The organism is Huijunlia imazamoxiresistens (assembly GCF_037132455.1).
GTDB classification, from domain to species: domain Bacteria; phylum Bacteroidota; class Bacteroidia; order Chitinophagales; family Chitinophagaceae; genus Flavisolibacter; species Flavisolibacter imazamoxiresistens.
Genome location: NZ_JBBBEI010000011.1, coordinates 63,282 through 78,971 on the forward strand (window position 1 = coordinate 63,282; position 15,690 = coordinate 78,971).

A 15,690-nucleotide genomic window follows, 5' to 3' on the forward strand; every position below is an offset into this window, starting at 1 on the left:
CCTTCATGAAAAAGATATTCATCTACCTGTTCGTGCTGGCGGCCGGCGCTTCGTGCAAAAAATCCTTCCTGGATACGGAGCCTACCGACCGGTTTACACAGGACAATTTCTGGAAGACCCGCGAAGAGGCCGAGGCGGCCCTGAACAGCACCTATGCCGCCCTGCTGCACAACGGCCTGTTCGGCAGCAACATACCCGTGCTGTACGAAGTGGCCACGCCCAATGCCTACAACAGCAACAACACCAACGGCTTCAACAACATCGCCCAGGGCATTCACGATGCCGCCAATTCGGCAATTATCAACAACGCCTGGAACGGCGCCTATGCCGGCATCGGGCGGGCCAACAACCTGCTGGCCAACCTCGACAACGTGCCCCTGGACTCCACGCTAAAGAAGCGGTTCCGGGCCGAGGCGCAGTTTCTGCGGGCCGTGTTTTATTTTCACCTGTGGAACCGCTACGGCGGCGCCCCCCTGATCACCGAAGCCACCAACTACGAAACCCAGTCCACCCTGCCGCGCGACTCCGCCGGCCGGCTCCTGCAGCAGGTAGTGGCCGACCTGGACGCGGCGGCTGCCGGCCTGCCCGCCACTTACACCAGCGCCGATAAAGGCCGCGCCACCAAAGGTGCCGCCCTGGCCCTGAAGGCCCGGGCCCTGCTGTATGCCGGGCGCTGGGCTGAGGCCGCCGCCGCCGCCAAAGCGGTGATCGACAGCAAAACCTACAGCCTGTTCCCCGACTACCGGGCCCTGTTTTACCTGGAGAACGAAGGCAATGCGGAAGTGATCTTCGACATCCAGTTCCGGTTCCCCGAGTTCACCCACGGCCTCGACATTGCCCTCGACCAGTTCAATACCGTGGCACCGCTGCCCGACCTGGTGAACGACTACTATGCAAAGGACGGCCTGCCCATCCAGGGCTCGCCCCTATACAATGCCCAAAAGCCCTACGACAACCGCGACCCCCGCCTGCAGCAGACGATCATCGTGCCGGGCAGCCAGTTCAAGGGCGCCCCTGTCGTCGAAGGGCAGTACCCGCAGACCGGCTACGGCCAGAAAAAATACAGCGTGTACAAGGATAACGAAAAGCCCTCCCTGGTGCGGGCCGACGGCCAGTCGGAGCTGAACATCATCTGGATACGGTATGCCGACGTGCTGCTCACTTATGCCGAGGCGCAGAACGAGGCCGCCGGCCCCGACGAGTCGGTCTATGCCGCCGTCAATGCCGTCCGCAAGCGGGCCGGCATGCCCGATTTCCCTACCGGCCTCAACCAGGAGCAGCTGCGCCGCGAGATCCGCCACGAGCGCCGGATCGAACTGGCAGGGGAGGGGGCTTATTATTTCGACCTGCGCCGCTGGCGCACCGCCGAAACCGCCCTGCCCGGGAACCTCTACAATGTCAAAGGCGCCAAGATCGGCGCCCGCACCTTCAATGCCGGCCGCGACTACCTCTGGCCCGTGCCTTCGGTAGCCATCCAGAACAACCCGGCCCTGACCCAAAACCCCAATTACGGAAAATAACCCTGAACGCTCAACGATGAAATTTTTGAAAAAGCCTTTTTGGCAACTCCTGGCGGTGGCGGCCCCCCTGCTGGCCGCGGCGCCGGTGCAGGCGCAGCAAAAGTCCGCTGCCCGTCCGCCCAACATCATCTTTATCATTGCCGACGACCTGGGGTATGGCAACCTCACCAGCTTTAACCCCGGCAGCAAAATTCCCACGCCCAATATCGACCGGCTGGCCAAAGAAGGCACCCGCTTTACGAGGTTCTATGCCGGCAACACGGTTTGCGCTCCTTCGCGCTGCGCCCTGATGACGGGCCGGCATATGGGCCATGCCTATGTGCGGGGCAACAACAACGTGCCCCTGCGCCCGCAGGATACTACGCTGGCGCAGCGCCTGCAGGCCGCCGGCTATGTTACCGGCATGTTCGGCAAATGGGGCCTGGGCGAGGAAAGCCAGACCGGCGCGCCCCACCTCAAAGGGTTCGACGCTTTTTACGGTTATCTCAATCAAACCCATGCCCACGACTATTTTACCGACCACCTCTTCGAGCTCAAAGGCGGCAAGCTGGCCCGCGTGGAGGTGGACACCACCCGGTATGCGCACGACCTGATCGCCGGCCATGCCCTGGACTTTTTACAGGAAAACAGGAACAAGCCGTTCTTCCTGTACCTGCCCTTTACCATTCCGCATGCCGAGCTGCGGCTGCCCGACAGCCTGATCCGGCCGTTCCTGAATGCCGACGGCAGCAGCAAGTTCGCTCCCGACCGCCCGTTCCCCGGCCGGAACACGTACAGCGCCCAGGCGCACCCCCATGCGGCCTTTGCCGCCATGATCACCAAGCTGGACAGCGATGTCGGCCGCCTGCTGCAACAGGTCAAAGCCCTGGGCCTGGACGACAATACCTATATTTTCTTTACCAGCGATAACGGTCCGCACAAGGAAGGCGGCGCCGATCCGGACTACTTCCAGAGCGCCGGCCCGCTGCGGGGCATCAAGCGCGACCTGTACGAAGGCGGCATCCGCGTGCCCCTGCTGGTGCGGGCGCCCAAAAAGGTGCCGGCCAACCGCACCAGCGATGTGCCCTGGGCGTTCTGGGACGTGGTGCCCACCCTGGCCCAGCTGAGCGGCGCCCCGGTGCCCGGCGGGGGGGACGGCCTTTCCTTTGCCCCGGCCGTGCTGGGACAGGCGCAGCCACGCCGCCACGACTACCTGTACTGGCAGTTCCGCGAGGGCCTGCTGAAGGAAGCCGTGCTCCAGGGCGACTGGAAGCTGATCCGCTTTAAGTCCAAAGGCAGCGCCGAGCGGCTGGAATTATACCACCTGAAGGAGGATGTAGGGGAGCAGAACAACCTGGCGGCCCGTTATCCCGACCGGGTGCGGGCCCTGCAGGCCCTGCTGAAAGGCGCCAAAACCCCTTCCGAGCATCCCGCCTTCGACTGGTCGGAGGAAGAGCTGTAAGCCGGGTCTTTACACAATTCCATCAAGAACCCTTTTCCGCTTTCTCCCTGCTTGGTGCAGGGAGAAAGCGGAAAAGGGTTTTGTATTTCAGAGTGAGCAACCCGGGCATGTGGCGAAAAAAAATAGTGATGACATGGAGGTGGCTTCCAGCAGCGGATACCTTGTGCCGCTAGGCACAAGTGGTGGGTAGAAAAGGTTCAGTTGGTAGCTTTCGTTCCGTTAGTAACGACTGGTAGGTTGCAATTACCAGCCGTTCCTAACGGAACGGAAATCCTCTGATTGAACTTTTTCTACCCACCAATCGTCCCTGACGGGACGGGCAGTCTTTTAGCCGCTTTTCACTGCTTGTCATGGGCCACTCAATACACCGTGATCTTGCCGAACTGGGCCCAGGTATTGGTATAATCCATATCCGGGGTCTGGCAGGCGGCCCAGACCTTGTAGGAGCCGGCCGTAATGGAGGTAGGCACATAAAAGCTCATGTTCCCTTCCCATTGCGTAAAGCCGCCGCCGTTATAGACAAAACTCCCGATCTCGGTCAGCCCATAGGTGGAGAGGTTCTGCAGGTACACCTTGTAGGGAATATTCGTGGCCGCGATGCCGACGCTCAAATTTTGGATGGTAAAGTCGCGCACCGAAATGTAGTTGCCCTTGTACAGGGCGTTGGGGTAGATGGTCGAATAGGTTTTCTGGTTGCCGGTGTTGCGCAGCGGGTAGATGCCCATGTCGCGCTTGTCGGTGGGGGCGAACCGGTTTTTGGCCGAATAATACCACCCTATTTTATCCGAGGCATAGAGCACATCGCTGACCGCGCCGGCAGCGGTCATCACCGCCAGGATGCGGTCCTCGTGGTCCTGGGCGCACACATGTCCCAGCTCGTGCAGGGCGATCTCCTGGTAGCCCTTGCGGTAGGGTACCTCCGTTTGCTGGGTGAACAGGGTAATGGCGGGGTTGAAGAAGACGTCCGCTTCCAGCACCCGGCCGCAGGTAACGTCCTTCCAGGTGACGGCCCATCCCACGATGTTATTGGCCCAGGAAAGGCCGTAGTTATTTTTCAGGTCCGTTTCGTTCAGCCAGCCGACGACGTTGTTGTTGTCGCGCCGCAGCGGGATGGTGGCGCTCTTGGTGCGGTTGATAGTCAGCACCGGGTAGATGGCATTCCATTTATAGGCTTCCGACACCAGCATATTCACCCAGAACTCCGAATTCCAGTAATAGGCGGTCAGCGCAATGCCGGTAGTATGGTAACCGCAGTACACGTACGAGTTGACCCTTGCCGGCACCAGGGCCAGCAGGCATCCCAACAGGGGAATCAATAGCTTCTTCATATGGAGGCGTTTAAAGGTTAGTGGATCTGGGCGGTCAGCTTGCTCAGGGGATAGTATTCGTTTTCGGTGTCCGCCGCCCGTTGCGTTTTCACGCCGACTTCGTTGGATATGTTACCCTGCCCGGGTTCGCGGCCCATCTCCCTGCCGGCCCGCGGATAACTTTGGTTTCCGTAAAGGATCTTGCCGTCGGCTACATCCCGGATGATGCTGCCGGCATAGCTGAATACTTTTTCTCCCTGTACCAGGAACACGCCTTTATCGTGGTTCAGTACGGGGGCATAACGGGCAGGGGCAGACGAAATGAACACCAGGTATTTGACGCCGGGTTCAAATACGGGCATGTGCGAGACGTCCATCGTTTCGGTGCCGGAGGTGCCGCCCAGGGTGGTGTAAGTGGCCGTGGCGCCGTCATGGGCGCCCTTCACCACCTTTTCGATCCGGAAGGTGTTGCTGGTGATGATCATGCCGTTGGGGTCTTTGGAGGATTCTTTCTTCTCCAGGCTGCCGATAAAGACCAGGGCCGCGTTGCCGGAAAGCCAGTGGAGGTCGTCTTCGTGCAGGTTCATCGGCCGGTTGCTCTGGGCCGCGGCGGCCGGGGGATCGGCCGGGGGATTGTCGGCGCGGGTGGCGCTTTCCTGCCGTTTGGTGCGGCAGCACAGGCACAGGACTGCACAGATGAAAAGGGAGGTCATTTTCATAACTGAATAGTTTTTCCGTGTGATGCAATAGTGGTTGGTACAGATGGGGTAGAAGCCCCTTCCGGATACCACGGACCTGTTTTTCAACGAGCAGATTGGTACAAAGATAGCCTATGTGTTAACTTATTTATAATTTATATTTTTAATAAGTTGTTGAGATTGCTGGCCCGTCTATCCTGTTTTCGGGGCAGGACAAGCGGCGCTGCCGCGGGAATTATCTTTGAAAGGCAGCCGACGAAAGAAAACCGTACCGGGGCTTTCTTCGTACATGATTGCACCAGCAAACCCTATTGGTTGACCCAACAGCAACTCCTTATGCGCCGATTCTTTGCAAAAGCCATATGCCTCAGCCTGGCCGGGCTCCTGGCCACTCCTTTTCTTCACGCCCAGGCGGGCCGCAAAGGCCTTTACGTGGCCAATGCCCTGTCGAAAGTGCCGGTGGCGGAGGCCCTGGTGCAAAGTGTGGACGGGCGCTTTTCCGCCACCGCCGACGAAAGCGGCTTTGTGCCGCTGCACCGGCTGCCGGCGGGCGTGGGTCAGCTGTACCTGACGCGGATCGGCTTTGAGCCCGACACCCTGGAGGTCGCTTCCCTTTCGTTTGCGGGTACGCCCCCGGTAGTGTTCCTGCAGGCCCGGGTGGCTTCCCTGGCAGAGGTGAGGGTGCGGTCCGCCGCCGGCGCCGGTATTTTTAAAACCATCAGCGACCTGGACATTCACCTGCGCCCCATCAATAATTCCCAGGAGGTGCTGCGGATGGTGCCGGGCCTGTTCATCGGCCAGCATGCCGGCGGTGGCAAGGCCGAGCAGATCTTTTTGCGGGGTTTTGACATTGACCACGGCACGGATATCCACATCACGGTGGACGGCCTGCCGGTGAACATGGTCAGCCATGCCCACGGCCAGGGCTATGCGGACCTGCACTTCGTCATTCCCGAGCTGATCGAGAAAGTGGCTTTTAATAAAGGACCCTACTTTGCCGACAAGGGCAACTTCACCACGGCCGGTTTCGTGGAATTCAAAACCAAAGATTTTCTCGAAAAGAATTTTCTGAAGGCGGAAGGCGGTCCATACGGTACCTTTCGCGGCATCGCCGGCCTTAACCTGCTGCAACCCCGGGGCGACCGCCGCAGCCGGAGCCTGTATGCCGCCGGGGAAGGTTCCTTTACCCGGGGCTATTTCGACAGTCCCCAGGATTTCAGCCGCTTCAACGGCCTGCTGAAATACCAGGGCGACCTGGGTGCCTTCGGTACGTTGACCGCTTCTCTCAGCAGCTTTACCAGCCGGTGGGACGCCTCGGGCCAGGTGCCCGACCGGGCGGTGGAAAGCGGCCTGATCGGCTTTTACGGCGCCATCGACAATACCGAAGGCGGAAAAACCTCCCGCCACAACGCCAGCCTGGAGCTGCTGCAGCACCGGGGCGACGGCAGCGCCCTGCGCCACCAGCTGTACTACAGCCGCTACCGGTTCGAGCTGTATTCCAACTTTACCTTTTTCAAAGAAGACCCGGTCAACGGCGACCAGATAAGGCAGAAGGAAGACCGGCATATTTACGGCTATAACGGCGCGTACCGCAAAGCGTTTTCCCTGGCCGGCCTGCCCACCGAAACCCGGGCCGGCGTACAGCTGCGCCTCGACGACATCCGGGGCATCGAGCTGACCCGTACCCGCAACCGCAAGACCAATACGCAGGACATCATGCGGGGCGATGTGGGCGAAGGCAATGCAGGGGCGTACTGGTCGCAACGCCTGTCCCTTTCCAAAGACCTGGACCTGACCGCCGCCCTGCGGGGCGACGTTTTTTCCAACCGCTATCGTGACCGGCTGCAAGCCGCGGAACGCTCGTCGCGTTCCGCTCTCCTCAGTCCGAAGCTGAATCTCGACTACCGCCTCAGCGACCGGGTGCAGCTGTACCTGTACAACGGCCGGGGCTTTCATTCCAATGATACGCGGGTAGCGGTACAACAGGAAGGCCGCAAGGTGTTGCCCCCGGCCTATGGGTCCGACCTGGGCGGCGTTTTCAAGCCGGGCAAAAAGCTGGTGAAGCGATACTCGATAAAGATCAGTGAAGGACGGACCTCTGCCACCACCTCCAGGAGGCGGCCGGTGTCCCTGCTGCAGTGGACCGGGATGCGGGAAGAAACTTCGGCGATGGCTTCCCGGAAAAAGCGAAAATCATCCTCATCCTTATCAATGATCAGGATGCGGGGAAGGTTGTGCAATTCTGATTTCATGGCAAAAGCATTGACGTGTTTTCCGTACCAGCAATAACAGAAGTAATGCGGTTCCCGGGCGCCGGTAGCGGAGGCCCGGAAACCAACATAACTAAAGGGAATATACAAGCATAGCCGAAAAGCAGGACAAGGCGGCCGAAAGAAGCCCCTGTTGCACACATCACGTAACACTGTACCCCCGCCGGCGCTCTCCGTATTTTTCGGAGAGCAAATTAGCCATTCCTAAAGTAAGCCCTTAGCCCATGCGTCTCAATTGTTCATCAAATTGTCTCGCACGTCTCCTGCCTTCCCCCCGCCCCTGCCGGGGGAAACAGGAAGCCGGCAAACAAGCCGCTGATGCTTAGGCCGAAAGCCCCGGAATGGGCATCGGGAACAAAAAATCCTGGAAAACACTGAAGGAGGCCATCTTCACATGATGGGCATAATTCTCCAGGCTATGGTGCAGTTTCTTGGCATAGAAGGGATCCAGCTTGCTGATCACCTGGTTCACCCGGTGTATTTCGTCGATCAGGGCCTGCCGATGGGCCTCATCGAAGGGAGCGTTCTGTTGCACCAGGGTTTCAAACTGCTCTTTAAAATGTTTCTCCACCTCCTTGTAATACGGCTGCAACAAGGGGTCGGCGGTATACGTCTTCAGGTGGGCCAGGCGGATGGCATCGGCCTGCTTTTGCCTGTCGACTTCGTTGCGGGAACAGGAGGCCAGCACAGATACCAGGGCGGGGGCTTTGAATAACAGCGCCTGGTCTTCAGGAGTCAATTTTTCGATCTGTTTCATCATAGCTCAAAAATTTAAAAATGTAGGGCCGGACGGTTCGCGGATTCGTCAAATTGCACCCGGTAATTTACTATAAGTTTACGAGTTTACGCGTTTACGAGTTTACGAGTTCCTGACGGGCGCCAGCAACTCGTAAACTCGTAAACTTGTAAACTCAGTAAACTAATCTTTCTTGATACTCCTGTATTGGGTCGGAGACATCCCCATGACCTTGGTGAAGCGGCGGGAAAAGTAGCAGGGGTCCTCGAAGCCCAGGTCGAAGGCGATCTCCTTGCTGGGGCGGTCGCTGAAGTCGAGCTCCCGGCAGGCCTTCTGCATTTTCATCTGGATAAAATAATCGATGGGGGCATAGCCGGTCTTCTGCTTGAACAGGCTGGAAAACCGCGAGGGGGAATAATTATAGATACGGCTCAGCTCTATGAGGGAAAGGTTCTCATTGATGTGCTCGTGCATGTAATGGATGGCGCTGTCCACCGTGTCCATTTTGGGCGGGGCGGCCTGCACCTCCGCGTGGCGGGAGTTGTAGAGGAAGAGGGAGAGAAAGTGCGACAGGCACATGTTGGCAAACAGGAGGTTGTCGGTGCTGTAGCCCAACTCCAGGGTCTGGTACATCTTCGAAAACAGGGCCACCACCTCGCCGCCGCCTTTGACAAAGGAAGGCTGAAAGTAGGCCTGCACGGCCTGCAGGGAGTTGAAATGCGCCAGCTGCTCGCCGCCGAAATGCATCCAGTAAATGCTCCAGGGATCCTCGTCGGACCCGCCGTAGGCATGCTCGGTATGCTGCGGCAGGATGAACATCTCATTGGGTCCTACCCGGTATTTGCGGTCGCCCGACTTGAACCAGCCGTGGCCGTCCACGCAAAAAAAGAGGATGTTCTCGTCCAGCCCCTTTTTGCGGTAGGTATAATGGCCCGAGGCCTTGGGATAATACCCCAGGCTGGAGATGTGCAGTTGCTTTAGCCAGGAGTCGTTCTGCACACGATCCTTCATGACGGGCCGGGGGATCTCGATATGGCGGCGCCCCAGGCCGTGCCAGCGGTTCCGGCGCGCGGCGCCGGTAGTTACCACATCGGTGGTCATCCGTTGTTCTGTCACCAACATATTGCTGAACTTTTAGCGTTCCGAGGGTTCTCCCCTTCCCGCCCCCGGCAGAGGAACAGGAAGGGAAAGGAACCGGTAACGGTTTATTTGGTTTTTGCCGAAGCGGCGCCGGGTTTTACCTGCTGCAGGGGCACGACGCTGTTGAGGTATTCTTCAATATTGGTATAGCCGTCCTTATTGCGGTCGAGGGAGGCGTCGGCAGCGCTGTTGGGGTTCAGGCCCACCTTCTTTTCCCAGGCATCCGGCATGCCATCGTTGTCGGCGTCTTTATAAGGCGTGCCCTTGTATTCGGGATACCCGCCCACCTGGCTGATGTCGTAGATAATGCCTTTCTTGTACGAATCCTCGGGCAGGCGGCGCTTTACGTACTCGGGGGTGAAGACGCGGCCGCCCGAGCGGGGCTCGATCTTTCCGGAGCGCACTTCCTCCACGATGCGGCGGTCCACCGGGTCGCGCTGGGGCAGGGAGGCGCCCACGTTCTGCAGTACGTACTGGTAGGCGGCCTGGGGGGACAGGGTCACTACAGGGGCCATAGGGAAGGGCTTATCCACGCGGATCTGGCTGGTGAACGCGCCGGCGTTGGGCTTGTCGCCGATCTGCACGCCGCCGTCCCAGTTGTCTTTGGTCACGCGCGCATTGCCGTCCATGATGTTGCCGGCCACGTAGGCCTTACCGTACTGTTCGGGGGCCGACTGGTCGCGGTTGCCTTCGGGCTTGAGGATGCGGTAGCCTTCGGGTTTGTCCACGGGGGTCATGGGACCGGGCTTGTAGTAGTTGTTGATAAAGTTGAACAGCGATTTATGGTCGCCGCCGTCGGCGGAGCGGTTCCACCAGTTGAACACGACGTTGTTCACGAAGCCGAAGTCGCCGTACATGCCGATGGAAGGGTTGCGGGAGATGTTGTTCGCCCAGAGGTTGCGCATGAAGGTGCTGTTCAGCCCGCCGATGGTGCTGCCGAAGGAGTGGTTGTAGGTATCCAGGGCCTCGGAAAAGATGGAGTTCTGGATGGTCACGTTCACGGTCGGCAGCTTTTCGCCCTTGGAGCCGTCCTTGCGGTCGTACACGTGGCGGTACATCGACATGTTCTCGTCGAGGCCCCAGGAGGCCGATACGTGGTCGATGATGATGTTGCCCACGCCGTTGCCACCCAGGGCGTCGTCGCGGCGGCCTACGTTGGTCTCTCCACGGCGGAAGCGCATGTAGCGGATCACCACGTCGTGGGTATCGATCCAAACGGATTCGCCGGCCACGCACACGCCGTCGCCGGGCGCCGTCTGGCCGGCAATGGTGATATAGGGAGCGCGGATGTCGATGGGGCTTTTCAGGCGGATGATGCCGGCCACGTTGAACACCACGATGCGGGCGCCGCCCTGCTCGCAGGCTTCCCGAAGGGTGCCGGGACCGCTGTCTTCGAGGCTGGTGACCACGAACACTTTACCGCCGCGGCCGCCAAAGGAGTAGGCGCCGCCGCCTTCCGCGCCGGGGAAGGCGGGAATTTTTGCCTGCGGCAGGTCGGAGGGCTTGGAGGCCCAGGGAATAAACGGTTTGCCGGCTTTGGCTTCCTGTTCAATGATGGGCAGGGCCTTGGCCCAGGCCGCGTCGGCGCGGCGGTCGGCTTCGGCCATAAAGGCGTCGGACTTGGCCTGCACGTCGGGGGGGATGGTGGGGTACTGAGCCCTGGCGGCGGGGGCCGCGCCCAGGGCGGCCGCGAACAGGGCGATCGGGAGGAGGTTCTTTTTCATTATGCGCTTATCGTAAGGGTTTAAATGCTTTTAAGTTAAAAAGAAGGGGGGAAAGGAAAACCGATCCCCCGTCACTTGCTTGCTTGTATCTGACAGCGTTTTCCGGAGCGCGGGCTTAATACCCGTCGTTCTGGATGAATTCTTTTTTATTGGTGACGGCATCCAGCTGGGCCTGCGGAATGGGCCGCAGTACGTGGAAGGCCTTGATGTTCGGCTTCGCGTCGGGGTTGTAAGCGGTTACCCGCTCCACCAGCTTGCCGGTCCGTTTCAGGTCGTACCAGCGCACCTGCTCGCCCGCCAGTTCCCTGGCCCGCTCGTCGAGGATAAAATCAAGGGAGACATCGGTGGGCGCGATCTGCATGGCGGCTTCCCTGCCGGGTAGGGCGGCGCGCTTGCGCACCTCGTTGATAAAGTAGGCGGCCGAGTCCGTCTTTCCCAGACGGAACTGCGCTTCGGCGGCTACCAGGTATAGCTCCGCCAGGCGGATGACGAACACATCGCGCGAGCTCTGGGGCTCCGTGGCCGAGGCCCGGGTGGGATCGTCGAACTTTTTGAGGGATACATAATGGAAGCGATCCTTAGGCGTGCCGTTGGCGCCATACACGTCGTTGACGTCATAGATGGTGTACTTCTTGCCGGCACGATCCGCTGCGGGAATCGCTTTTTTGGAAACCAGCACGGCCGTATCGCCCAGGTTCATCCCGGGAGGGCGCTTGGAGGCATCCGGCTGGTTGGCATACCAGACCGTTTTGAAGGAGGCGTTATAACGGGCGTCGTTCTGCTCGTTAAACGCCTGCAGCAGGTGCAGCGTCGGCATGTAGCGGACGTTGGGGAAGCCGTTTTCCACGTCGCGCAGCATACCCGGCAGGGTGTTGTACTCCATGAGGAACAGGCTGTGCCCCAGGTTGCTGCCCGCGTTGAAAGCCAGGTTGGTGGAGTAGTTCACCGCCCAGATCACTTCCGCGTTCTTCTGGTTGTTCATTTTCCAGAGGTCGGCATAATTGGGCAGCAGCCGGAAACCGTAGTCGGTGATCACTTTCTTCGCATAGTTGCTGGCCTCCTGGTGGCGTCCGCGGGTCAGCAGGGCTTTAGCCAGGAAGGCTTCGGCTACGGGTTTGGTGGCCCTGCCATAGTCGGCGGTGGTGTTGGGCAGGTTAGCAACGGCAAAATCGAGGTCGGCAAAGATCTGGTTGTACACGGTTTCGGCCCCGGTGCGGTTGGCAGTGGTCACCATCGATTCGGTGGGCTCCAGGGTAAAATGGATGTTGCCGAAGGTTTCCACCAGGTGATAGTAATACCAGGCCCGCAGGAAGCGCAGCTCGCCTTCCAGCACAGGCTTGCGGGTAGCGCTCAAGCCGGCCTCGTTGATCGACTTCAGCGCGGTGTTGACCAGGTTTATGGCCGCGTAACAGGGCTGCCACATTTTGGTATTCACCCACAGGTTGTCGGAAATCAGGCCCTGGTAGGTGGTCAGCGGCGTCTGGGGGAAGATCCCGTTGACACCGGTGCTGCCGTTAAAGGCCGCGTTGGTCCAGATATCGGTACCCATTTCCAGCAGGGCGTAGCCTTCTTCTTTTCCGTACAGGTTGCGGTTATAGGTATAGGCGGCATTTACACCCGACTCAAAACCCTCGGGGGTCTTAAACAGGCTTTCGGCCGTTGCCCCGCTGGGGTTGAATTCTTCCAGGGATTTTTTACAGGATACGGAGGCGGAAACCACCAGCAGGAAGGGGACGATCTTTTTTATAGAGAATTTCTTGATGTTCATGATGTGCTTACATTAATCGTTAGAAAGAGACATTTAAACCGGCAACAAACAATTTGGACAGGGGTTGGTCGATGATCCCCTCGCTCTCGGGATCGAAGTCCTTTTTGTTGGAGATCCAGCCCAGGTTTTTGCCGGATACATACACCCGCAGGTTGTCCATTTTGAAGCGGTCGCTCAGGGCCTTGGGCAGCGTATAGCCCAGGGTCACGTTGCGCAGCTTCACGTAGGAGTTTTCAAACTCGGTCAGCGTGGTCACATACGAGGAGCTGCGGGTGGCATGCGGACGGGGATAGGCATTGGTGGGGTTTTCCGGCGTCCAGTAATCCACACGCGAGCCGTTCTGGCTGCCGTTGCGCACGAATTTGGCATAGTAATCCGAACTCATCCACTGGCCGACACGGGCAAAGAAGAAGACGTTCAGGTCGAAGCCTTTGTACTTGAAGTCATTGCTGAAGCCGCCGGTCCATTTGGGCACCCGGGTGCCGATAAAGGTACGGTCGTGGGCGGTGATGGCGCCGTCGGGCTTGCCATCGGGACCGGAGAGGTCGGCGATCCTGATATCGCCGGGGAGCGCATTGTATTTGGCGGCTTCGGCCTCTTCACCCAGTTGCCAGATGCCGATCTTTTTATAATCGTAGTAAATGGTCGGGGAATAGCCCAGGATCAGCGACTGCCGGTAATCGTTAGCGATGACATTTCCGTTGGGCAGGGAGGTGATCTTCTCGCGGTTCCGGGTAAAGGTGATATTGCTCGACCAGGTAAACGCCTTGCCTACGATGTTCTGGGTGGTAAGCCCCAGCTCGACACCGCGGTTCTTCATTTCCCCTACGTTGCGGTTGATGGTGGACACACCGGTGGAGCCGGGCAGTGTATACGGGAAGATCAGGTTATAGGTGCGGGCATCGTAATATTCGATCGTACCGCTGATCCGGTTTTTCAGGATGCCGAAATCCAGGCCGACGTTCTTGGTAGCGGTCATCTCCCACTCCAGGGCGTCGTTGCTGATGGTGGGGTTGATGCCGTAAGCGATAGCGGCATTGGCATCGTCGTAGGAGAAGGGGATCTGGGTCAGGGAGTTTTGCGTGCCGTAGGGGTTGATCACGTCATTGCCCGAAACACCATAGCTGGTTCTCAGTTTCAGTTCGCTGAAGAGGTTCGTATTTTTCATAAAATCCTCGTCGGCGATCCTCCAGGCCAGGGCGGCCGAGGGGAAGAACGCCCACTTGTTGCCGGGTCCCAGTTTGGAAGAACCATCGCTACGGCCGGTCAGGGTCAGCAGGTATTTGCCCAGGTAGCCATAGTTGACCCGGCCCGTAAAGGACACCAGGTTCTGCTTGTTGTAGCCGCTGCCCCAGAAAGGCTGCTGGGAAGCGCTACCGATATTGTAGAACGACTGGTGCGGGAACAGTTGGTTGCGGCCGCCGGCAAAGCTGTTGGTGTTCACCTGCTGCTGGTAGCTGGTCACGCCGGTAAAGGCCAGGGAGTGGTCACCGATCTCCTTTTTATAATTCAGCAGGTTTTCCCAGATGAAAAAGCTGCTTTGGCTGTTGGTGATCTGCGACTGCGAGTTGGCGCCTTTGCCGTCGATGGTATTTTTTCCATAATACCAGCCGTGCACCTGGCCGGACTGGGTGGTGGAGAAATTGGAGCGGAGGCTCAGGTCTTTAAGGGGTGTCAGCTCCAGGTAGGCGGTGGCGGAAAAGCGGTTGGTCTTTACGTTCCGGTCCCATTGGCCGGGCTGCTGGTCGGCCAGCGGGTTGATATCGCTGCCGCCGTTGGGCCACAGGATAAAGTTGCCGGCGGAATCATAGGCCGAACCGATGGGCGGTGTTTTGGAAGCCTGGTTGAAGGGATCGCGGCGTACGTCGTTGTCGATATGGGCCAGTTGCGAGCTGATCCCGGCTTTCATCCAGCTGTTGATGGTCTGGTCGATATTGAACCGGCCGGTATAGCGCTTGTATTCGTCCTGCTTCAGCAGGCCTTTTTCGTGGTAGTAACCGGCGGAAAAATACACCTTGGTCTTGTCGGTGCCCCCGGAAACGCCGACCTGGTAGTCCTGCTGGGCACCATTGTTCAGCAACTGGTCCTGCCAGTCCACGTATTGCCCCTTTTGGATGGCGGCCAGCTGGGCCGGATTGAACACCTTGGCGTCGTCGGCAGGGCTGTTCCACACACCGGCTGCCCGGAAAGCTTCCCGTTTGAACGCTACGTATTCGGGACCGCTCTGGAACTCGCCATAACCGGCTACCCTGGAAATACCGGAATAGGTATTGAAGGATAACTTCGGCTTGCCGCTGGTGCCCCTTTTGGTGGTGATGAGCACAACGCCGTTAGCGCCTCGGGAGCCGTAAATGGACGTGGAAGAAGCATCCTTCAGCACTTCGATCGACTGGATGTCGTTGGGGTTGATATCGGTGGGGTTTACGCCCTGCACGCCATCCACGATGTACAATACATTGTTGGAGCTGCCAGGATTACCAATGGAACGGGTACCCCGGATCCGGATGTTGGGGCTGGCGCCGGCATAGCCGTTATCGCGGTACATATCCATGCCGGGCACCTTGCCCTGGATGGCTTCCATGGGGGTGGTAACCGGCACCTTGGTCAGCTCGGCTCCTTTTACGGAAACCACCGAACCGGTGAGGTCGCGCTTTTTCACCGTGCCGTACCCCACAACCACCACTTCGTCCATGGACCGCACCGAAGTCTTCATGTCTACCGACAACGAAAAGGTGGTACCGGCCTTCAGGGTATAGCCCGACAGGGTCTGGGCCTCGTAGCCCGCAATGGATAAGGAAATGCTGTAGGGGCCTCCGGCAGGCACGCTGGGAAAGAAGAAGATACCGGACGTATCGGAAACAGTGCCCGACATAAAGTTGGCGACGCGGTTGCGGAGCACTACGGAAACGTTGGAGAGGGGTTCGTTATTGGCGCCCTTTACGATGCCTTTTACCTGGCTGGAGCGCTCCTGCGCCCGGGCAGCGAATGGCTGGAGAAAGGGAAGAAGAAAGAGGAGGGCCAATAGAACGGGCCCGGAGGAAAACGGTTTAAACTTCATATAGCTTGCAATTTTTAAAAAACAATAA

General features: G+C 58.9%; 10 protein-coding genes. 3 read left to right on the top strand and 7 right to left on the bottom strand.

Annotation, left to right across the window (positions count from 1 at the left end; all coding sequences use genetic code 11):
• The first annotated feature begins 5 nt into the window (after positions 1-5).
• Both V9K67_RS14560 and V9K67_RS14565 read left to right on the top strand, forming a co-directional pair.
• A complete protein-coding gene (locus V9K67_RS14560) occupies positions 6-1,520 on the top strand; it encodes a RagB/SusD family nutrient uptake outer membrane protein (RefSeq protein ID WP_336723632.1) in 1,515 nt (504 codons plus the stop codon).
• 25 nt (positions 1,521-1,545) lie between these two features.
• Positions 1,546-2,961 carry an arylsulfatase gene (locus tag V9K67_RS14565; protein WP_336723634.1) on the top strand — a complete coding sequence of 472 codons (1,416 nt, stop codon included), beginning with the start codon at positions 1,546-1,548 and terminating at the stop codon, positions 2,959-2,961.
• Between the two features lie 359 nt (positions 2,962-3,320).
• Here the strand turns inward: V9K67_RS14565 and V9K67_RS14570 are convergent, their stop codons facing one another.
• Entirely contained in the window at positions 3,321-4,289 is a 969-nt protein-coding gene (locus V9K67_RS14570; protein ID WP_336723636.1) for a hypothetical protein, read from the bottom strand.
• A 17-nt stretch (positions 4,290-4,306) separates the two neighbouring features.
• The gene (locus V9K67_RS14575) at positions 4,307-4,987 is read right to left on the bottom strand and encodes a hypothetical protein (RefSeq protein WP_336723638.1); all 681 of its coding nucleotides are present in this window, start codon (positions 4,985-4,987) and stop codon (positions 4,307-4,309) included.
• Between the two features lie 315 nt (positions 4,988-5,302).
• Here V9K67_RS14575 and V9K67_RS14580 point away from each other — a divergent pair, with 315 nt between their 5' ends.
• Positions 5,303-7,255, top strand: a complete 1,953-nt coding sequence (locus tag V9K67_RS14580; protein ID WP_336723640.1) for a TonB-dependent receptor — start codon at positions 5,303-5,305, stop codon at positions 7,253-7,255.
• 303 nt (positions 7,256-7,558) lie between these two features.
• On the opposite strand, the gene V9K67_RS14585 is transcribed toward V9K67_RS14580, so the two are convergent.
• From V9K67_RS14585 to V9K67_RS14605, 5 genes are all read right to left on the bottom strand, one after another.
• On the bottom strand, positions 7,559-7,996 hold the full coding sequence (locus V9K67_RS14585) for a hypothetical protein (protein ID WP_336723642.1): 438 nt from the start codon (positions 7,994-7,996) through the stop codon (positions 7,559-7,561).
• A 159-nt stretch (positions 7,997-8,155) separates the two neighbouring features.
• Positions 8,156-9,094, bottom strand: a complete 939-nt coding sequence (locus V9K67_RS14590) for an AraC family transcriptional regulator (RefSeq protein ID WP_336723644.1) — start codon at positions 9,092-9,094, stop codon at positions 8,156-8,158.
• Between the two features lie 83 nt (positions 9,095-9,177).
• The gene (locus tag V9K67_RS14595) at positions 9,178-10,836 is read right to left on the bottom strand and encodes a pectate lyase family protein (protein ID WP_336723646.1); all 1,659 of its coding nucleotides are present in this window, start codon (positions 10,834-10,836) and stop codon (positions 9,178-9,180) included.
• Positions 10,837-10,951: 115 nt separating this feature from the next.
• A complete protein-coding gene (locus V9K67_RS14600) occupies positions 10,952-12,604 on the bottom strand; it encodes a RagB/SusD family nutrient uptake outer membrane protein (RefSeq protein ID WP_336723648.1) in 1,653 nt (550 codons plus the stop codon).
• A 19-nt stretch (positions 12,605-12,623) separates the two neighbouring features.
• Complete coding sequence (locus V9K67_RS14605) at positions 12,624-15,662, bottom strand: SusC/RagA family TonB-linked outer membrane protein (RefSeq protein ID WP_336723650.1); 3,039 nt, start codon at positions 15,660-15,662, stop codon at positions 12,624-12,626.
• Positions 15,663-15,690 lie beyond the last annotated feature (28 nt).